General features: G+C 33.0%; 23 protein-coding genes. 22 read left to right on the plus strand and 1 reads right to left on the minus strand.

Annotated elements, in window-relative coordinates:
- From GXM16_RS03625 to GXM16_RS03650, 6 genes are all read left to right on the plus strand, one after another.
- On the plus strand, positions 1-1,152 hold the full coding sequence (locus tag GXM16_RS03625) for a formimidoylglutamase (protein WP_163392805.1): 1,152 nt from the start codon (positions 1-3) through the stop codon (positions 1,150-1,152).
- 261 nt (positions 1,153-1,413) lie between these two features.
- Positions 1,414-2,811 (plus strand): T9SS ring complex lipoprotein PorK/GldK, encoded by a 1,398-nt coding sequence (gene porK, locus GXM16_RS03630; RefSeq protein ID WP_163392807.1) that lies wholly within the window; start codon positions 1,414-1,416, stop codon positions 2,809-2,811.
- 59 nt (positions 2,812-2,870) lie between these two features.
- Entirely contained in the window at positions 2,871-3,518 is a 648-nt protein-coding gene (gene porL / locus GXM16_RS03635; RefSeq protein ID WP_163392810.1) for a type IX secretion system motor protein PorL/GldL, read from the plus strand.
- A 50-nt stretch (positions 3,519-3,568) separates the two neighbouring features.
- Positions 3,569-5,107, plus strand: coding sequence for a type IX secretion system motor protein PorM/GldM (gene porM / locus GXM16_RS03640; RefSeq protein ID WP_163392812.1), 1,539 nt, complete (start codon positions 3,569-3,571; stop codon positions 5,105-5,107).
- 44 nt (positions 5,108-5,151) lie between these two features.
- Positions 5,152-6,141 (plus strand): type IX secretion system ring subunit PorN/GldN, encoded by a 990-nt coding sequence (porN, locus tag GXM16_RS03645; RefSeq protein WP_163393255.1) that lies wholly within the window; start codon positions 5,152-5,154, stop codon positions 6,139-6,141.
- 76 nt (positions 6,142-6,217) lie between these two features.
- Positions 6,218-7,291, plus strand: coding sequence for an NAD(P)/FAD-dependent oxidoreductase (locus GXM16_RS03650; protein ID WP_163392814.1), 1,074 nt, complete (start codon positions 6,218-6,220; stop codon positions 7,289-7,291).
- On the opposite strand, the gene GXM16_RS03655 is transcribed toward GXM16_RS03650, so the two are convergent.
- On the minus strand, positions 7,272-7,655 hold the full coding sequence (locus GXM16_RS03655; protein WP_163392816.1) for a DUF983 domain-containing protein: 384 nt from the start codon (positions 7,653-7,655) through the stop codon (positions 7,272-7,274). The genes GXM16_RS03650 and GXM16_RS03655 overlap by 20 nt on opposite strands.
- A 318-nt stretch (positions 7,656-7,973) precedes the next feature.
- Here GXM16_RS03655 and GXM16_RS03660 point away from each other — a divergent pair, with 318 nt between their 5' ends.
- The 16 genes from GXM16_RS03660 to GXM16_RS03735 all read left to right on the plus strand — a co-directional run bounded on the left by GXM16_RS03660 (position 7,974) and on the right by GXM16_RS03735 (position 21,268).
- Positions 7,974-8,549 (plus strand): TerD family protein, encoded by a 576-nt coding sequence (locus GXM16_RS03660; protein WP_163392818.1) that lies wholly within the window; start codon positions 7,974-7,976, stop codon positions 8,547-8,549.
- Positions 8,550-8,715: 166 nt separating this feature from the next.
- On the plus strand, positions 8,716-9,381 hold the full coding sequence (locus GXM16_RS03665; protein WP_163392819.1) for an HAD family hydrolase: 666 nt from the start codon (positions 8,716-8,718) through the stop codon (positions 9,379-9,381).
- A gap of 2 nt (positions 9,382-9,383) precedes the next feature.
- Complete coding sequence (locus GXM16_RS03670; protein ID WP_163392821.1) at positions 9,384-10,190, plus strand: phosphoribosyltransferase family protein; 807 nt, start codon at positions 9,384-9,386, stop codon at positions 10,188-10,190.
- 3 nt (positions 10,191-10,193) lie between these two features.
- Positions 10,194-10,748 carry a TerD family protein gene (locus GXM16_RS03675; protein ID WP_163392823.1) on the plus strand — a complete coding sequence of 185 codons (555 nt, stop codon included), beginning with the start codon at positions 10,194-10,196 and terminating at the stop codon, positions 10,746-10,748.
- A gap of 3 nt (positions 10,749-10,751) precedes the next feature.
- Positions 10,752-11,360, plus strand: a complete 609-nt coding sequence (locus GXM16_RS03680; protein WP_163392825.1) for a TerD family protein — start codon at positions 10,752-10,754, stop codon at positions 11,358-11,360.
- Positions 11,361-11,362: 2 nt separating this feature from the next.
- Entirely contained in the window at positions 11,363-12,451 is a 1,089-nt protein-coding gene (locus GXM16_RS03685) for a toxic anion resistance protein (protein WP_163392827.1), read from the plus strand.
- A 36-nt stretch (positions 12,452-12,487) separates the two neighbouring features.
- Positions 12,488-13,456, plus strand: a complete 969-nt coding sequence (locus GXM16_RS03690) for a hypothetical protein (RefSeq protein WP_163392829.1) — start codon at positions 12,488-12,490, stop codon at positions 13,454-13,456.
- A gap of 9 nt (positions 13,457-13,465) precedes the next feature.
- Complete coding sequence (locus GXM16_RS03695) at positions 13,466-14,017, plus strand: TerD family protein (RefSeq protein ID WP_163392831.1); 552 nt, start codon at positions 13,466-13,468, stop codon at positions 14,015-14,017.
- A 20-nt stretch (positions 14,018-14,037) separates the two neighbouring features.
- Positions 14,038-14,697, plus strand: coding sequence for a TerD family protein (locus tag GXM16_RS03700; protein ID WP_163392833.1), 660 nt, complete (start codon positions 14,038-14,040; stop codon positions 14,695-14,697).
- Entirely contained in the window at positions 14,697-15,110 is a 414-nt protein-coding gene (locus tag GXM16_RS03705) for a hypothetical protein (RefSeq protein ID WP_163392835.1), read from the plus strand. The genes GXM16_RS03700 and GXM16_RS03705 overlap by 1 nt, the downstream gene beginning before the upstream one ends.
- 11 nt (positions 15,111-15,121) lie before the next feature.
- A complete protein-coding gene (locus GXM16_RS03710; protein ID WP_163392837.1) occupies positions 15,122-15,760 on the plus strand; it encodes a vWA domain-containing protein in 639 nt (212 codons plus the stop codon).
- 138 nt (positions 15,761-15,898) lie between these two features.
- Complete coding sequence (locus GXM16_RS03715) at positions 15,899-16,534, plus strand: vWA domain-containing protein (protein WP_163392839.1); 636 nt, start codon at positions 15,899-15,901, stop codon at positions 16,532-16,534.
- Between the two features lie 32 nt (positions 16,535-16,566).
- Positions 16,567-17,028, plus strand: coding sequence for a hypothetical protein (locus tag GXM16_RS03720; RefSeq protein WP_163392841.1), 462 nt, complete (start codon positions 16,567-16,569; stop codon positions 17,026-17,028).
- A 247-nt stretch (positions 17,029-17,275) separates the two neighbouring features.
- On the plus strand, positions 17,276-18,328 hold the full coding sequence (locus tag GXM16_RS03725; protein WP_163392843.1) for a TerY-C metal binding domain-containing protein: 1,053 nt from the start codon (positions 17,276-17,278) through the stop codon (positions 18,326-18,328).
- 16 nt (positions 18,329-18,344) lie between these two features.
- Entirely contained in the window at positions 18,345-19,754 is a 1,410-nt protein-coding gene (locus tag GXM16_RS03730) for a PP2C family serine/threonine-protein phosphatase (protein WP_163392844.1), read from the plus strand.
- Positions 19,755-19,756: 2 nt separating this feature from the next.
- A complete protein-coding gene (locus tag GXM16_RS03735) occupies positions 19,757-21,268 on the plus strand; it encodes a helix-hairpin-helix domain-containing protein (protein ID WP_163392846.1) in 1,512 nt (503 codons plus the stop codon).
- The last annotated feature ends 10 nt before the right edge of the window (positions 21,269-21,278 follow it).

Genomic DNA, 21,278 nt, shown 5'->3' on the forward strand with positions numbered 1-21,278 from the left:
ATGGAATTTGATTTTCTGGAACCGGTTAACGAAGGAATTTTAAAATTTATTAGTTCGTTATCTTCTCAAGAATTAGGTGGTAAAATTGTTTTGCACACTCAGGATCAATTTCCTGATTTAAGTAAAATTAATATTGCCATTGTTGGAGTATTGGAAGACCGCAGAAATATTGATATTGTTAATGAGGTTAACCTGACAGCTGTTCGTAAAAAACTTTACGGAATGTTTCCTGGTAATTGGGATGCTTCGATTGCTGATTTAGGCGATATTTTAGCTGGTGATTCAGTAGAAGATACTTATTTTGCATTAAAAAAAGTAGCTTCGTTATTAATAAAAAATAAAGTGATTCCGATAGTTATAGGAGGTTCGCAGGATTTGACTTATGCTTTATATCGTAGTTATGATGACTTAGAGCAAATGGTCAATATGGTTTCTGTAGATAATAGATTTGATTTTGGCAAAGAAAATGAATTAGTTTCGTCTAATTCTTATTTGACAAAAATCATAATTGATGAGCCTAATAATCTTTTTAACTATTGTAATATAGGTTATCAAACCTATTATAATTCTCAGGAAGAAATTGATTTGATTGAAAAGTTATTTTTTGATGCTTATCGATTAGGTGAAATTTCAAACAATATAGCTTTGGCTGAACCTGTTTTTAGGGACGCTGATTTAGTTAGCATCGACTTAAATTCGGTAAAGTCATCAGATTCAGGAAATATGGTTTCTTTTGAACCGAATGGTTTTAACGGAAAAGAGATTTGTTCTTTGTCGCGCTATGCAGGTATTAGTGATAAAGTTTCATCTTTTGGAATTTTTAATCATAATAGTACTTTACATGAATCGGCTATAATTGCTCAGATGATCTGGTATTTTGTTGAAGGCTATCATTATCGTTCTAAAGAGTATCCTTTTGGAAGCAGAACAAATTATTTAAAATATATTGTTCCACTTGAAGAAGAGGAGTTGATTTTTTACAAAAGTGATAAAACAGATCGATGGTGGATTGAAATTCCTTTTTTGTCAAATGGAAACAATAAGTTGAAAAGAAATACGTTGTTACCTTGTTCCTATGATGAGTATTTATCTGCTTGTAATCAGGAATTGCCTGAAAGATGGTGGAAAGCACAACGAAAAAACGCTTTGTAATTAATATATTTAGTTAAAAATCTTAATTTTTAATTTTATAAGGATTTTATTTTATTTCAGATAGTACGAATAAAAGCATTAATCATAAAATTTAGCATTTTAGGGTGATTATTTTTAACTCTTTCTTGATAAAATATTTTTTTTTTATTTTTTTTAACATTAATTTTGACCGCTGAAATAAATATAGATATTGTATTGTTTTTTTAAAAAATAATAAATACGTTTACGACTTATAATAATGAATAGAAATCCCAAATTTATATGAAGAAGTTTATTGCATTTGCGACAATGTTAACACTAGTAATTAGCTGTGGTAAATCCGGTGATAAAGGCGAGTTAGTTGGTGTGCAAGGAGGAAAATGGCATCCTGAAAAGCCTTATGGAATGACTTTGATTCCAGGCGGATCTTTTATCATGGGTAAATCCGATGGTGATTTAGCCGCAGTAGAAGATGCTCCTACTAAAACTGTAACTGTTCGTTCTTTCTATATGGATGAAACAGAAATTACAAATTCTGAATATCGTCAGTTTGTAGAATGGGTAAAAGATTCTACAATGAGAGTTCGTTTAGCTATTTTGGCCGATGAGACTGGTCAGAAATCAACGGGTGGGACTGGAAAAGGTAAAAATGCCGGTAGTATTGCTGATTATGCATTTAATGATTCAGAGCCTGAAAAAATGACGGCTTATGATAAATATATGTATGATAATTACTATAGTGTAGGAACAAAAGATGATCCTTATGCTGGAAGAAAATTAAATAAAAAAGTTAAGTTAATAAAAGATACAAAAGCTTATCCAGATGAGTATTATACTGAAGTAATGGATTCTATGTATTTGCCAATTGAAGAATCATATAATGGTTTAAGAACAATTGATGTGAATAAACTGAAATTTCGTTATTCATGGATGGATATTCAAGCTGCTGCTAAAGCCAAAGTTGGTAAAAGAAAAGATTTTGTAAAAACAGAAGAAGTGCCAATTTATCCTGATACAGCTGTTTGGATTAAGGATTTTGCTTATTCATATAATGAACCTATGCATAATGATTATTTTTGGCATAAGGCATACGGAGATTATCCTGTAGTGGGAGTGACTTGGAAACAAGCAAAAGCTTTTTGCGCATGGAGAACTTTGAATAAAAACAGTTATATCAAATCAAAGAAAAAAGGACGTGACTTAGTTAATGCTTTCAGGCTGCCAACAGAAGCAGAATGGGAATATGCCGCAAGAGGAGGTCTGGAATCTGCAACTTATCCTTGGGGAGGTCCTTATACTAAGAGTGACAGAGGTTGTTTTATGGCTAATTTTAAGCCAAGCAGAGGAGATTATGCGGCAGATGAAGCTCTTTATACTGTTGAAGCGAAATCATATGAAATGAATGGTTATGGTTTGTATAATATGGCAGGAAACGTTTCAGAGTGGACAGATTCTGCTTATAATCCAAATGCATACGAATATGTTTCTACCATGAATCCAAATGTGATTGATGGAAACAATCAAAGAAAAGTTGTTCGTGGAGGTTCTTGGAAAGATGTAGCATACTTTTTGCAAGTAGGAACACGTGACCATGAATATGCAGATTCAGCAAGAAGTTACATAGGATTCAGAACCGTACAGGATTATATGGGAACTCAGGCAACCGGAAGTAAAAAGTAAATTAAATTCAATTATAACACCAAATCTATTTCAATTAAAACCTAAAAAAGAGTATTATTATGGCATTATTAAGTAAAAAAGCAATGAATTTCGCTTATGGTATGGGAGCGGCAGTAGTAATTATTGGAGCATTATTCAAAATTACTCACTTTGAGATTGGACCTTTAACTGGTACACTGATGCTTTCAATCGGATTAGTTACTGAAGCGTTAATTTTTGCATTATCAGCTTTCGAACCTGTAGAAGATGAATTAGACTGGACACTTGTGTATCCTGAATTAGCAAATGGACAGCCAAAAAAGAAAGCAGATAAAGTTGAAACTCCAACTGATGCTCAGGGATTGTTGTCTCAAAAATTAGATGCAATGCTTAAGGAAGCTAAAATTGACGGTGAATTAATGTCAAGCTTAGGAAACAGTATTAAAAACTTTGAAGGAGCTGCAAAAGCAATTTCTCCAACTGTGGATTCTATTGCAGGACAAAAGAAATATGCTGAAGAATTGTCTATGGCTGCTGCACAAATGGAATCATTAAATAGCTTATATAAAGTACAATTAGAAAGTGCTTCAAGAAACGCACAGGCTAACAGTGAAATCGCTGAGAATGCATCTAAATTAAAAGAGCAAATGCAATCTATGACTGCTAATATTGCTTCTTTAAACAATGTGTATGGTGGTATGCTTTCTGCAATGAGTAACAAAGGATAATTAGTTTTTAACTATATATTAAATTATTAATAAGAACTAATTAGAAAAAAATGGCAGGAGGAAAATTAACCCCTAGACAGAAGATGATTAACCTGATGTACCTGGTTTTCATCGCAATGTTGGCAATGAACATGTCCAAAGAAGTTTTATCTGCTTTTGGATTAATGAATGAAAAATTTGAAAGCGCAAATACATCTTCAGAGCAGTCAAATGCTGGATTGTTAAGTGCTTTAGATCAAAAAGCTGCAGAAGCTAAAGGAGAATTTGCTGCTGCTGCGGTTACTGCTCATAAAGTTGAAGCGGCTTCAAAGGAATTTTATGCATACATCGGTAGTTTAAAAGGTGATGTTTTAAAAGGCTTTGAAACAGATAAAGAAACAGGGAAATTGCCGTATGAGGCAATGGACAAAGGTGACAATATCGATAATTGGTTTACAGGAGAAGGATATACTGCAAAAGGAAATGAAATAATTTCTAAAATTGAAAAGTATAAAGCTGATATGAAAGCCGCATTGGCAGATAAAAAATATGCTGCTATTGTTGCAGAAATTGAAAAGAAATTTGATGTTTCTGATGTTGCTAATAAAGAAGGTTTGAAAGATAAATATTTATCTTACCACTTTAAGGGCTTTCCTGCAGTAGCTTCATTGGCTAAGCTTTCAGCTTGGCAAAATGATGTTCAGAAAGCAGAAACTGATGTTTATAACTATGCTTTAGGAAAAGCTGCTGTTGCCACAGCTTCTTATAGTAATTATCAGGCAATTGTTGTTTTGGATAAAAACGCTTATTTCCAAGGTGAAAAAGTAACTGGTAAAGTAGTTTTAGGTCGTTATGACGAAAATACTAAGCCAACTTCATTCCAAGGTCCTGGGCAAATTGTAAACGGACAAGCTGTTATCTCATTAACTGCTGGTGGTGTTGGAGAACAAGATATTAATGGTCAATTTACATTCTTAGAGGATGGAAAAAATATTCCACTTAAATTTTCTGGGAAGTATGTTGTAGTCCCAAGACCAAACTCTGCTACAATCTCTGCAGATAAGATGAATGTAGTTTACAGAGGTGTTGTTAACCCAATTTCAGTTTCATTTGCTGGGGTTGATGCTAATAAAATTGTAGCAAGCGCACCTGGATTAAATTCTGCTGGTAAACCAGGTAAATATAACATGAGTCCAGGTTCTGGTACAGAAACTACTATTTCTGTTACAGGTACTTTGCCAAATGGAGATAAAGTTACAGATAAGAAGACATTCAGAATTAAAGGTATTCCTGGTCCAACAGGTACAATTAGAGGTGAGATGGGAGTTGTTAAAGGGCCTAAATCAAACTTAGAAATTGCTACAATTGGAGCTAAATTACTTGATTTCGATTTTGAAGTTGGTTTAGATGTTGTTGGATTTAATTTAAAAATTGCAGGACAGCCTACAGTTGTTGTAAATGGTAACAGATTAAATGCACAATGTAAATCAGTACTTTCTAAGGCAGGTAGAGGAGATCAGGTTACTATTTCTGAAATTAAAACAAAACTTGTTGGAGCTGGAAGTTATTTATTGCCAAGAACTGCTCCGGTAATTTACGAAATACAATAATAAAGTAGGTAAAACTACGTTCAATATCTTATAATGATATCATGATGAAAGTAAGAAATTTTTTAATAGCTGTTGTTTCTATCGCTGGAAGTTATACTTCTAATGCACAATCTAACTTGCTTAATGCGAAGACACCTGATCAGATAGGACTTAAAACTCCTGCGCAGCTTATCTCAGACAATGATAAGCCTTTGGCTTATGGCTATGTTGATGATAGAGATGTATTAATGGGGAAAACTACTTGGGAAATTATTGATTTGAATGAAAAAATCAATTTCCCATTATATTTTCCTGTAGATACGGCTAATATTGGAGCTGACAGACGTTCTCTTTATGACGTTTTGACGAAAGCTATGAAAAACGGCAAGATAACGGAAGTTTATGCTGATAGTTATTTTAATACAAAAAAATCTTTGAAAGACATCGAAGGATCATTGTCGCGTATTGATACAACCGATGCTGGTAGAGAACTGATTAACCAATATCCTGATGATTACAAATCTCGTATTGTTAAGAAAAAGGTAGTTACTGGTACTGGTAAAAAGAAAGTAGTTACTTATGTTGATGAAGTGGTTGGTCCTACGAGAACAGTTCCTTCAGAATATATTTTGAAACAAGATCTTACAGCAGCTGATGTTTCTCAGTATAAAATAAAAGGTTATTGGTATTTTGATAAACGTCAAAGTGAACTGAAATATCGTTTACTTGGAATTTGTCCGGTAACTCCTGATGTTTATACTATGAACAGTGATGAAAAGGATTATATTGAATTATTTTGGATTTTCTATCCTAACTCAAGAACAGCATTGCATGAAGCAAAAGCTTTCAACGACAGTAATTCAGCACTTCCAATTTCATTTGATCAAATCTTAAATTCAAGACGTTTTAATGCTGTAGTGTATAAAGAAGAGAATATGTACGGAGATCGTGAGATCAAAGAATATATGAAAGACAACGCACAAAACCAATTATTAGAATCTGAAAGAGTTAAAGAAAAGATTCGTAATTTTGAACAGGATATGTGGAACTACTAAGTGTCAACATTATATTATAAGAAAAACTCTTGCTACCTTTGTAGCAAGAGTTTTTTATTTTATATCTCATATGTTAATGCTTGATTATTTAATTGTCGGATGTGGACTTGCCGGAATTTCTTTTGCTGAAGTTGCGCTTAAAAACAATAAAACCATTTTATTTATTGATGATAAATCACAAAATTCATCAAAGGTTGCCGGAGGCTTGTATAATCCTGTAATTTTGAAACGTTTTAGTGAAGTCTGGAATGCAAAAGAGCAATTGATTCTAATGAATGTGTTTTATGATCAGGTGGAAAATAAATTAAATGAGAAATTCAATTTTAAAATGCCTGTTTTAAGAAAGTTTTTTTCTATTGAAGAGCAGAATAACTGGTTTGCTGCTTCTGATAAAGTAAATTTAGCTCCTTTTTTATCTACAGATCTAATATTTAAAAAGTTTGCTGGTATTGATTCTCCCTATGATTATGGTGAAGTTTTGCACACAGGTTATGTTGATACGGCTTTGTTATTAGTCAAATATAAAGAATATCTGCATCAAAATAATTTGCTACGTGAAGAGTCTTTTGAGAACGATTGTATTAAGTTTTTAGATTTTGGGATTCAATATAAAGATATTAAAGCCAGACACATCATTTTTGCGGAAGGCTTTGGATTACATAACAATCCTTTTTTTAATTATCTTCCTCTTGATGGTACAAAAGGGGAGTTGTTTATAATTAGAGCACCAAATTTGAGTCTCGATGTAATCGTAAATACAAGTGTTTTTATTTTGCCATTAGGAGACAATTTGTTCAAAGTTGGAGCAACTTACAGCTGGCATGATAAAACTTCTGGGCCTACGGAGGAGGGGAAACAGGAACTTTTAGAGCGTATCAAAGAGATTATTACCTGTGATTTTGAAATCATAGAACATTTTGGAGGTGTACGTCCTACAGTTGCGGACAGAAGACCTCTCATTGGAACGCATGAGGTGCATAAATCTCTTCATATCCTTAATGGATTAGGAACAAGAGGAGTAATGCTCGGTCCTGCTCTTGCTCAAAACTTATTTAATCATATCGAAAATGGTCACCCAATCGATCGTGAAGCTGATATTAAAAGATTCCATAAGAGATATTTAAAGTCTCTTATTTCTGGTCGGTCTTAGGATTGTACGAAACGAACATATTAATATATAAATTTCTGGCGAGTCTTAAAACAAAAGGGAATAAAACAATTAAAGTTATAATAATCGCTAAAAAAGACTGCTCAATAGTTGTTTCGAAAAAAACAAATGAAACAATAAACGCTGCAATTCCAATACCTACATTTAATCCATAACTTACATACATTGCGCCGTAAAAAAAAGAGGGCTCCAGATGGTATTTTAGTCCGCAATGACTGCAATTTTCATTCATTTTTAGAACTTTAGAAAGATGAAGTGGGTTTTTGTCTAGATACATACTTTCATTTTGACACCTTGGACAGCTTCCTGTTAAAATACTATTTATTTTGGATCCTTTTTTAATCATTGTATGAACTTTATATTTTTTAAACTGCATATAATCATATGCTATTTATAATTGTGCGGTTATTAAAAATGATGGGATGTAAAGATAAGATATTGATTTAGTTTCTCAGACTATTTGTATTAACTCTTCAAAAATTGTTGTTTTTAATGTATTATTTTGTTAAAGACAGATTTTTTATAATATACAAAAAGCTTTTTAAATTAGTAGGATATTTTTTTATTTTGTTGATAAATATTTAGCTTTTAACAGAGTCGCCGTTTTTAAATAATTTGCTTTTTCGTATCATTGTATAGTTTAAAAATCTAATTGGATATTGTAATGGCAATAAATTTACAAAAAGGTCAGAAAATTGATATTGGTTTATCGAAGATTACAGTTGGGTTAGGATGGGATCCAAATGAGGGTACCGGACATGAGTTTGATTTAGATGCTTCAGCAATCATGATAAATTCAAACAGAAAACTTTTAGGGGAAAATTATTTTGTTTTCTATAATAACCTTTCTTCTCCTGATGGTGCATTAGAGCATACAGGGGATGATCCAACGGGAGGTAATAGTGACGGAGATGATGATGAAGCAATAAAAGTAGATCTTAGTAAAATTGAAAATGCTGTAGAAGAAATTCTTTTTGTAGTTACAATTGAAGATTTTGAGAGGAGAAAACAAAACTTCGGACAAGTTAGAAATTCATATATAAGAATTGTCGATGATGCCAACGGTCAGGAAATTGCGAAATATGAATTAGATGAAGACTTTTCTATTGAAACCGGCGTAGAGTTTGGAAGGTTATATAAACGCAATGGTAATTGGAGATTTGAAGCATCTGGGATTGGTTACCGAGCAGATTTAGGTTTCTTTCTGGAAAAGTATTATTCTGGAGAAATAATTAAATAAGATTAGCTTTAGAATAGTTTACTCATTTAACATATTCATAATTTTATTTATTTCCTGGGAAAAAACATAAAATTTAATATTGTTAAACTGCTTTAGTGAATCATTTTTGAGTTTTCAGCTTGATTGATGTACTCTGAAATAATATTACCGACTAAAATAAATACTATTGAAAATAAATTATGAAAATTACAGCCATCTTTCTTTTGACCTGTGGCTTACATTAATAAAATCGAATCCTGAATTTAAACAAAAAAGAAATTTATTGTTTAGGGATTTTTTTGAAATTGATCAATCAATTGAAAAAGTAAATGAAGTTGTAAGGTATTATGACGTTCTGTGCAATAATATTAACGAAAACACAGGGTTAAATATAGAAACATACGAAATATATTATTTAATTTTAGGAGCTTTAAATGTAGATCTTAGAAGATATGGAACAGATAAGCTATCTCAGTTTTACAATCATACTGAGGAATTGTTTTTAGAATATAAACCAGTTTTAATTTTTACTGATATTCAAAAAATGTTTGATGATATTACTAATCAAGGTAAAACAATCAGCGTTTTAAGTAATACAGGTTTCATTAAAGGGTTTACATTACAAAAGCTATTAAAATATTACGGTTTGATTGATTATTTTAAGTTTCAGATTTACTCTGATGAAGTTGGATTTTCTAAACCAAATACAGAGATTTATCAATTAGTATTTGATGAAATTAATAAATTTAAAAAAGTAGAGAAAAAAGATATTTTGCATATTGGCGATAATAGTATTGCCGATTACAACGGAGCTTTGAAATTTGGTTTTAATGCTCATCTCTTAAAAATATAAAAGTGAATAAAAGTTACAGTTTACATAAAATAACAGAAAAAGATAACTGCCCTTTTGAGGAACCAGAATATAGCAGGTTTAAATTTGGAGATAAATTCTACGCAGAAAAATTCGCGGAAGAGCTCTTTGACGGTTTTGTTAAGCAATTTAAAGATATAATTTTATCTGAAAAAGAGATTGTAATCCTGCCGAGTCCTTACTTATCTATTCCAACAGCATCCAACTTTTTATGTTATTATTTTAAAAAAGAGCTTAACAGTTTCTTGTTTAAAAATGGTAAAAAAGCCTGTATTGAATCTAAAATTTACAGAAATCAGACCTATGTAACAGATTATGGAAATTTGGATTTTGAACAGCGGGTTAAACTAATTTCGAATGACACCTATTATATAGACCGTAATTTTATCGAAGGTAAGCTTTGCATATTTGTGGATGATATTAAAATAACAGGGAGTCATGAACATACTGTAAATAAAATCCTGGATCAATATGATGTCAAAGGAGATTTTGTGTTCGTATATTTTGCAGAATTAGTAAACAAAGACATTCATCCGAAAATAGAAAATCACTATAATTATTTTGCTGTAAAAAATGTAGAAGATATCGTTTCTATAGTGAATAGCGAAGATTTTCAATACAATACACGAATCGTAAAATTTATTTTAAGCCTTGATGATAAACAATTTGCATTTTTGATATCTAATATTTCAAGAAAAAAAAGCAATGAACTATTTCATCTTGCAATAAGTAATAATTACCATCAGATTTTAGAGTATAAAAAGAATATTAACGTAATAAAAATAGATTAGACTATGGCTATCAATTTGCAAAAAGGACAAAGAGAGAATATAAATGCACCAAAATTTACTATTGGTTTAGGATGGGACACTAATAACAGCAGTACAGGTTCGGGTTTTGATCTTGATGCCTCTGTTTTTATTCTTGGAGATAACGGAAAAATTTTATCTGACTCTCATTTTGTTTTTTACAATAATCTAAAATCTCCGGATGAAGCTGTTATTCATACAGGAGATAACCTGACAGGTGATGGTGACGGAGATGATGAGCAAGTAAAAATTGATCTGACCAAAATTAATCCTTCTGTAAAAGAAATTTGTATTGTGGTTACCATTCACGATGCTGTAAACAGAAAACAAAATTTTGGGCAAGTTAGAAATTCATTCATCAGAATTGTAGACGACAGCAATAATACTGAAATGGTTAAATATGAATTAGAAGAAGATTTCTCCATAGAAACAGCGGTTGAATTTGGAAGGATTTACAATAAAGACGGTCAATGGAAATTTGAAGCAAAGGGTGTGGGTATGAAAGGCGGATTAGAAGATTACTTAAATAAATATAACTAAGATATGGCAATTAATTTAGAAAAAGGACAACGTATAAATCTTGAAAAAAGTAACGGTACAAAATTACAAAATATTTGTGTTGGAGTAAACTGGGGAGCAATTGAAAAAAAGGGATTCTTTGGTACAAAAAAAGAAGCTGTAGATTTAGATGCGAGCTGTGCGGTTTATGATGATAAAAAAAATCACATTGATTCAGTAAACTTTAGAAAATTAATTTCGAGTGATCGTGCTATTAAACATAGTGGAGATGATTTGACAGGAGATTTAAATGGAGATGACGGATTGGATAATGAAGTTATCACTTTAGATTTTACTCAATTAACACCGGCAGCAAATCACGTTGCATTTTTTATAAACAGTTTCAGAGGCCAGGATTTTAAAGATATTCCATTTGCTTCTATTCGTATTTATGAAGGAACTCCAACAAGAGTGACTCAGGAATTTGCACGTTTTGATGTTGCAAATGATGCAACTTTCGCCGGAAACGTTTCTATGGTTTTAGGCGTTTTCTATAAGAGAAACGACGAATGGAAATTTAGTGCAGTGGGTGTACCAACAAATGATAAGAAACTTGAACAGACAATTGTAACAATTCAACAGAATCACTTATAGTCATGTCAGAAAATCAATTAGTTACTCAGGAGAATTCTGCTTTAATTGATAAAGACGGAAATGTAAATTTAGCTTCGATTACTGAAGCTGATGTAAATAATTACAAATCTATTTCTAGTCAGTTAAACGAGAATGACGCCAATTCAATTCTGAATTATGGTGCCGAAATTCAAAACTCTATTGCGAAACAGAGTGATACTTTCTTAACAAATGTTAGAACTTATAATTCGGGAGAGGTAGGAACTTTGATTAACGACCTGCTTACTGAATTGAATTATGTAGATGTTGATCAGTTAGATCAAGGTCCGTTTAAAAGATTCATTTCTAAAATTCCATTACTCAATAAGTTAATTGTCGATGTAAAAAAATTATTCCAGGAATATGATCGAATTACTGTAAATATTGAAAAAATCAGTAATAAGGTTAAAGCAGGAATGATTAATTCTGTCAAAGATAACAGTGCCCTTCAGACCATGTTTGACGGTAATGTGAATCTGATTAAGGAAATGGAAAAGCATATCATAGCAGGACAGATTCGTTTTAAGGAATTAAATGAAGAACTTGCCGTAATGGAAGGAAACAGTGCTCAGTATCAGGATTACCAGATTTCTGATAAGAGAACTTTCATTAACAGGCTGGACAAGCGCCTGGCTGATATGAAGATTGTTCGTTTTATAATGTTGCAGTCACTTGCGCAGATTAGAGTAGTGCAAAATAATAATACTTCTATCGCGGAGAAAGCACAGTCCATTTTGACTACTACAATGCCGGTATGGAAAAACCAGCTTACCCTAGCCGTAGCATTACAAAGACAAAAACAGAATATTGAAGTTCAGCGTAGAGTTTCTGAAACAACTAATACGATTTTGCAGAAAAATGCAGAAATGCTAAAACAAAATAGTATTGAAGTTGCCAGAGAAAACGAAAACACTATTGTTTCTCTGGAAACGCTAAAAATGACAACCAAATCATTAATAGATACTTTGACAGAAGTAAAACAAATTCACGATCAGGGTACAGAAACAAGAAGACAGCTGGACGCAGGTTTACAAAGTCTGGAACAGGAATTAAAAAAAGGCGTTGTAAGCTAGAAAATTTACAGAAATTGAATATTGGAAATTAGATAAATGCAGGAGGAAGAAGAAGAAAGGTATCTTCAAATAATAAAAGACAGTAACAGAAAACTTGTGGTTTTAGAATTGTTATCCAATTTCTTTAACCACAAGGATCTGGTCGGCATTCTGGTAAGGACAAAAATCATTCATACTCTTTTTGAAAAGAACCGGATATTAGATATTAATAAATTAGAGCTCTTTCATATTCAGTTTACAAGCAGTCTCATTGATTTGTTTCAAAAAATTAAAAAATCAAAAGAACAGCAATATGTTTTAATCAGTGATGAAATATATATTAATGAAGATATTTTATCAAAATTAAAACTGGAAATAGGAGAGAGTAAGTTTGCTAAACAAATGCAGCTTCACGCTCAAAATATGTCCAGAAAGATAGAAGAACTCTATCAGTTATTTGTTTCTGAAAAAGATGTTTTTTTTAATTGGAATGATTTAATGACTTTTTCTCAAAGTGTTCAGGCAGAATATTACAGGGAAATAACAATTGACCAGTACGAAAGGCTTTCACAGTTAAATAAAAGTGTATATGAAAATCCACATGCTAAATTTGAAAAAAAACTTTTAGGTCGTCTTAACATTTTAAAGTTTAAAATTAAGTTTTCCTGCGGACTGGTTTGTAATAATGAAATAATTGAAGTTTATGAGTTTAGGGATTCTAACGATAAATTTGTTTTTGTAGCGAATGAGAAATCATTTTATTTTTTGAACGAAGAAGATGTAAAAGATATTGATATTTCAAAAAACGGATCTGCAAAAGAAGAAATTATAAGAGGTTTGAAAAATAAAAATGCAGAATTGAAAAGAGAACTTAGTGTCTTAAAAACAACGTTGCCGGAAAACGTTTTGGAAGTATTAAGGGAATATCATGAAAAAATTTCATCGGTAGATTTTCTGGAAGAATTACAAAATGTTGATGAACAAACCAATATTTTAAAAACAATGTTGAATATAAATATTAATTAAAAATATAAAATGGCAATTAACTTAGAAAAAGGACAAAGACAGAGTATAGATGCACCAAAATTTACTGTAGGTCTTGGATGGGATAGTAATTCAAGCAACACAGGATCAAGTTTTGATGTAGATGCTTCGGTATTTTTAGTTGGTGCAAACGGAAAAATTCCGAATGATAACCATTTTGTTTATTACAATAATTTAAAATCACCTGATGGGGCAGTAGTTCATGCAGGAGATAATTTAACCGGTGATGGTGATGGTGATGATGAAAAAATCCAGATTGATCTATCGGTAATCTCTCCGGATGTTCACGAAATTTCTTTCGTAGTAACTATTCACCAGGCAGATACCAAAAGACAGAACTTTGGACAAATCAGAAATTCATTCATCAGAATTCTGGATCAGACAAATACTGAATTGGTTAAGTATGAGTTGGATGAGGATTTTTCTATTGAAACTGCAGTAGAATTTGGAAGAATCTATAAAAGAAACAACGAGTGGAAATTTGAAGCAGTTGGTATAGGAATGAAAGGTGGCTTACAAGATTATTTGAATAAATATAACTAATTTAAAACCAATTAAAAAGTATGGCAATTAACTTAACCAAAGGACAAAAAATTGATTTGCGAAAATCAAGCGGTGAAACATTAACCAATTTTTGCGTCGGTGTAAACTGGGGTGCAATTGAAACAAAAGGATTTTTAGGATTATCAAAAAATGTAACAGAAGTAGACTTAGATTTAAGCTGTGTACTTATTGATGACCAAAACAAACTTTGTGATCATTTATATTCTCCATTGTACAGAGTCGAGGTATTACAGCAGTTTGGTTTACCAAAAGGTAAATTAGTAAGTGTTGACGGAGCTCTAAAACACACTGGCGATGATCTTGCCGGAGATACAGGCGGTGATGACGGTTTGGATAATGAAATTATTACCGTGGACCTTTCTAAAGTTGATGCCAAAGTTAATCAGATATTTTTCTTTTTAAATAATGCAGGAAAAGAAGATTTCTCTCAGATTCCATATGCAAAAATCAGAATGTATGAGGGTACACCAACGAGAGTAGCTTCAGAATTTGCATCTTATAATGTTTCTGCTGAAGCTCAATATGTGAACAAACGCTCTATCATTATGGGGAAATTATACAAGCGTAATGGTGAATGGAAGTTCAGTGCCATTGGTGACCCTACAGATGATACCTTTCTAGGTCAGACTATTCATAAAATCGTTCAGTCTTACCTGTAATGCAGATCAAAAATATAGAAGGACTAAGCGTTTCGCAGATTCGGGACATGGTTCAGCAAGGAGGTAAGTTTGTTGTATTTCCATACACAATATCATTTATATTAATGACTTTAAAAAGAAGTTCTGATATTTATTTCATTAAGGCAGATGAAAATACTTTTAAGTATTCGTATGGTTTTGTTTTTCTAAACTTAATTGTTGGCTGGTGGGGATTCCCATGGGGGCCTATTTATACTATAGGTTCTGCCTACCACCATATTGTAGGAGGTAAAGATCTCACTTTAGAGATTATGAGTCATTTAACCCAGCATGATCCGGAAGCTAATACCAGCTCTTACAATATTAATGGTGTTGAAAGCTCAAACCAGGGTAGTGGAAATACCGAAACTCCAGTTTACAATATTCCTGTATAAAAATAACAACCATGAGAAGACTGCCTGTATACTTATTAATAGACACATCGGGTTCAATGACCGGAGAGCCAATTGAAGCTGTTAAAAATGGCGTTCAGATGATGATTAGTTCGTTAAGACAAAATCCTCAGGCGATTGAAACTGCTTTTCTAAGTGTGATTACTTTCGATACTACAGCGCAGCAAATTATTCCGCTAACTGATTTGGCTTCTTTTCAAATGGTCGATCTTAAAGCAACCGGTGTGACTTCGCTGGGAGAAGCATTAAGACTGACCGCTAATAAAATAACAACTGAAGTTGCGCAAACAACAACAGAGCAAAAAGGGGACTGGAAACCATTGGTATTTATAATGACTGACGGGATTCCAACAGACAATTGGGAAAGCGGATTGGAAGAATTTAAAAAAGCAAAAATTGCTTTTACAGTTGCCTGTGCTGCAGGTGGAGGAGCAGATGCTGCAATTTTGAAAAGAATCACAGAGAATGTAGTAAGTCTTGATACAGCTGATAGTGCGAGTATAGGAAAGTTTTTTCAGTGGGTTACCGCTTCGATTGGCGTAACTTCAACCAAAGTCGAAGATTCAGGAAAAGAATTTACAAATTTAAAAGAATTACCTCCGCCTCCGTCAGAATTAAACATCGTAGTTTAAACTTGATAGGCGGAGTTTATAGTTTTTTGAGTATTGCATCTTTTAAAAGAAGTTATACCAAGTCAGCATGCCTTTTTATTTCTCAAACCGAAATAGAAAGTTAGTAATTTCATTGTTATACCATTTTTAAAAAGCAATATGAGAAGACTACCAGTATATTTTTTATTAGATACATCAGGTTCTATGTACGGAGAACCCATTCAGGCTTTAAACAATGCTTTAAGCGGAATGATCAATACCTTACGATCAGATGCTCAGGCCTTGGATTCGCTTTGGATTAGTATCATAACGTACGATCGGGAAGTAAAAGAAATTGTCCCGTTAACGGAACTAGTTCATTTTCAATTACCTGAAATTACCTGTCCGCAAAGTGGTCCCACCAATACAGGAGCAGGTCTGGATTTTGTAATTCAAAAAGTAAATACAGAAGTTATAAAAGGTTCAGCCACTCAAAAAGGAGACTGGAAACCGTTACTTTTTGTATTTACAGATGGGAAACCTTCAGATATTCAGCTTTACAGACAAAAAACTCAGGAGATTAAAAACCTAAGTTTTGGAGCTGTTGTAGGATGCGCAGCCGGACATATGGCAAACGATGAAATCTTAAAAGAACTGACAGACAATGTAGTTCATCTGGCTTCTGCCGATAGTTCAACATTGAAACAATTTTTTAAATGGGTATCAGAAACCATCGAGCAAGGCAATAAAAGCCAGGGAACCGGAGAAAGTGTTACCTTACCGCCTCCGCCGAGTGAAATAACTGTAGTGATTTAGTTATGGACGTGCTTTCTTTTATATGTACAGTTTTGCCAATAATTATACATATATATTATAAAATAGAGCAATCATCAGTCGGTAAATCAGGTAAAACTTCTTATGTAGATTATAGTTACGTAGAAACTTATGTTTTCAGTGAAGAAGAAAAACTTGAGAATATGAATATTGATAGTTTGATTGTATGTTATAATTCAACTACAAAAATTAATGATTATTCTCCAAAAAAAGTAGAACAAGCTTTTATTGGAAATACTAATTTAAGAGAAGTAATTGTGAAAGATATCATCGTTAGAAAGAATTGCATTTATATAAAAGTTATGTATTCGATACCTTACACAGGTTCAAATAAATGTTACGGGAGTTCTTTTTCTATCAATTATATGAAACCCAATAATTGTGTTTCTATATACGGATCAGAAAAAATGAATCCTGAAGAAAGAAACACTTTTAAAAATATTTCAAATGAATTATTAGCTGCTCTTTCAAAATGATTTTCATCAAAATCGCTATTGATGTCCTGATTATCGGCTTGTTTTTATATTCAAAAGTATTGCCCTGTAAAGACAAGTTAATTTCACAGAACAAAGCTATTTTTGATTTTTTCAATACTGTTTTTTCGCCTATATTTAATTTTCCTGAAGCCAATGATAAAGCCTTTTTAAGGTTGGAGTCGGTTTGTCGGTTATGACGCAGATTGTTTCTTTTAGTTATTTTTAATATTACTAAATTTCTTTTAAAATGAGAAGATTACCTATATATTTTCTAATTGATATTTCAGAGTCAATGGTCGGAGAGCCAATTCAGCAGGTTGAAGAAGGTCTGTCCACCATTATTCAGGCATTAAAAACAGATCCGCATGCGCTGGAAACCGTTTTTGTTTCTATTATTGTATTTGCCGGACAGCCAAAAACACTGGTTCCACTGCAGGAAATAGTGAGTTTTTATCCACCTAAATTCCCAATTGGCAGCGGTACATCGCTTAGCAAAGGCTTAGGACATTTAATGTATGAATTAAGAAGTAATATCGTTAAGACAACTTATGAAGTAAAAGGCGACTGGAAACCAATTGTTTTCTTGTTTACAGACGGGGTCCCTACTGATGACAGTCAGGCTGCTATTGCTGAATGGAAACAAAACTGGCAGCGAACAGCGAATTTAATTGCGATTTCTTTCGGAAGCGAAACAGATACAAAATTATTAGGCGAGCTAACTGAAAATGTGCTTCATTTTAAAAATACAAATGCACAATCATACAAAGAGTTTTTTAAATGGGTAACCGATTCTATTAAAACCAGTAGCATTAGTGTCGAAAATAATTCTACCGGTTTTGAACTGGCTAAATTAGACGGAGAAACACTTTCTAAAATAGATCTAACCAAAGAAAATCCAAACAGACAGTATGTTGACGATAATTTTGTGGTTTTAAATGGAAAATGTCAAAATACAAAAAGACCTTATTTAATGAAATACCGCAAAACTATCGCGGAATCTATTTATGCGGGAATCGAATTATCTTCTAAAAATTATAAATTGGTCGGTGCTTATCAGGTTGATAACTCTTATTTTGAGTTAACTGATTCGGGTAATTTTAGCAACAAAGTAAATACAGATGAATTAATCGGAGGACCAACTTGTCCGTGTTGTGGTAATCAGATTGCATTTGCGGTTTGTATTTGCCAAAAGATACATTGTATTGGCGATGAAGAGGTAAGCACCTGCCCATGGTGTAACAATCAGGGAAGCTATGGTTGTGGTGAAGGCGGATTCGATGTAAACAGAACTCAGGGATAACTCACTATAAAAAGTAATGGAAGAAACCAAAAGATATCTTCAGTCCTTTTTGTCCCAACATAAAATGGATATTTCTTCAGGTAAAACAGCTCTTTTTGACGAGTTTATTGCAAATGAAGAGAATATCCTTGCAGTTAAAATAATTCAGGAAAACCAAAAAATAATCATGCAGAATTGGATTTTGAAAAACAGAATTGACGATGTTTTGACACAGACTGTAACTATTCCAAACGGTACTGTAAACAAAAAATATCAGGCGAAAATTGATTTTGATGTTTTAGGGTGGAATGATATTATTTATTTTGAGATGAAAGGGCTTGAAAAGTCAGGACTTGAGTTTGATTTGGAGGATGAACTATTGTATGGCGTTCCTGAAATAAGCGGTGACCTGAAAATCAAAATTTTATTTAGGATTGACGGCGAAGCAGAAGATTCTGTTTTGAATGAAAAAATAATAACACTAATTATTAATCCTGATCCGAAGTCATTGTGGAAAAATTTAGAAAGCAATAAAAATGATCCATTTTGGAAATCTGATGGCGCTGCAGTTTCAGATCAATTTTTAGACAGAAATATTGTAATTGCTTCCAAAAGAGGAAGAAGCCATGCCAACACTGGTTCTTATAGGGAAGATGATTTTGCTTTTAAAAATTTTAGCGAAATTGGATGGAGCGTTATTGCAGTTTCAGATGGAGCGGGTTCTGCGAGCTTATCCAGAAAAGGTTCGGAATTGGCTTGTAATTCGGTTATTGATTATTTTGAACAAAATTTAAATACCTCCATTTTAAACGAATTTGATCAGGTTTTAGCTGAACATCATGCAAAAGCAACTGACGAAACATCCAAAAAAATAAGTCATTTTGTCTATGAGAATCTTTCAAAAGCGGCCTATTTTGCCCATCAGAAAATTGAAGAAACTGCTTTGAAAAATGAATCCGATCTGAAAAATTTCCATGCAACCTTAATATTTGCCTTAATTAAAAAATATGATTTTGGCTATGCGGTTCTTACTTTCGGAGTTGGTGATTGTCCAATTGGTTTGCTGAATAAAGATCTGACAGAAATCAAACTGATGAATTGGCTTGACGTAGGTGATTTTGGAGGAGGAACACGTTTTATCACGATGCCGGAAATTTTCCAAAATGATAAATTCTCTTCAAGATTCGGTTTTAAACTTGTCGATGATTTTTCTTATTTGGTTTTAATGACAGACGGAATTTACGATCCAAAATTTGTGGTGGAAGCAAGTCTGGAAAAAATTGAAAAGTGGAACGAATTTCTTCAGGATCTGCAAGGGAACAACGAGGACGGAATTAAAGTTGAATTTGATAAAAATAATCCTGAAATTGCGCAGCAGCTTGCAGACTGGATGGATTTCTGGAGTCCCGGAAACCATGATGACAGAACTCTTGCTATAATTTATTAGACATGAATACGATTACTGTAAAATCAATTAATGACTCTGCAAAAACCTATCAGTTTGTCGATAACGGTGAACCGATGCGTGGTGGTGTAAAGGATGTTTATTTTAGTCCTGATAAAAGATATGTAGTAGCTATTTTTAGGGAAAAATTAGATTTTAATCAAAAAGAGAGACTACAAAGGATAACCAATAAGTATTTAGCTCAGATTCAAAACGGAGAAGCAGGCGATTATTATTTGAAAGAAGTGTACCGATGGCCTACGGATGTTATTGATTATAATGGATTAACAGGAATTGTTGTTCCGATTTACGATGCTAAATTTTTCTTTAAAAAAGGATATGAAACGAGTGATTTAATTCAGGGGAAAGAAAAAAACGGAAAATGGTTTGCAGGGTCTAAATTCAGAAATCCGGCATTTCCGCTTCGTGTTGCGAAATCAGAATTAGGGGATTGGCTAAGTTATTTTCAGGTTTGTGTTAACTTAACCCGCGGCGTAAAAAAAATGCATGCAATGGGATTGGCACATTCTGATTTGTCTTATAACAATGTTTTGATAGATCCGATTCAGAAGTCAGCTTGTATGATCGATCTAGACGGATTGGTAGTTCCGGGATTATTTCCGGCAGAAGTTATCGGAACAGCAGAATTTATTGCGCCAGAAGTGCTTTCTACCAAGCATCTTGATAAAGCCGATCCGAACCGAAAACTACCAAGCCGATTAACCGACTTACATGCGCTCCCGGTTTTAATTTATATGTTTTTGCTTCACCGTCATCCGCTAAAAGGCGGAAAAGTACACGATCTGGATACCGAAAAAGATGATTTGTTGTCGATGGGCGAAAAAGCAATGTTTATTGAGCATCCAACAGACCCTATGAACCGTCCAAAACTCAATCAGGTTTCTAAATGGGATTTGCCCTGGGCAGATATTGATAAACTGCCTTATACACTTACAGGGCCGTACTTGAAAACCTTATTTGATAAAGTTTTTATTGACGGACTACACAATCCGATGCAGCGTCCAAATGCAGAAGAATGGGAAATTGCTTTATTAAAAACAACCGATCTAATGCAGAAATGCCACAACGTTTCCTGCGAGCAGAAATGGTATGTTTTTGACAATACAAACAGTCCAAAATGCCCGTTCTGTGGAACACCGCACAAAGGAACTCTTCCGGTTTTGGATTTGTATTATCAGTTTCAGGAAACAACATGGAAACCCGAAAATCACAGATTAATGGTTTATAACGATCAATATTTGTTTCAATGGCATGTTAATCGTAATATTGCCAGAAATGAGAAATTAACCCAGCTTCAAAAAGTGCCTGTAGGTTATTTTACTTTTTTTAATGATAAGTGGGTGTTAGTCAATCAAAAACTGACTTCACTGAAGGATTTAACCGAAGACAAGGAGATTCCAATAGGGACAATGGTGGAGCTTACTCACGGGAAAAAAATACTGCTTTCCAGTGAAGAGGGAGGAAGAGTGATAGTAGTAACGATGGCCAATACATAATTTTAAAATT

The sequence above is a fragment of the Flavobacterium limi genome, from assembly GCF_010645075.1.
GTDB lineage: Bacteria > Bacteroidota > Bacteroidia > Flavobacteriales > Flavobacteriaceae > Flavobacterium > Flavobacterium limi.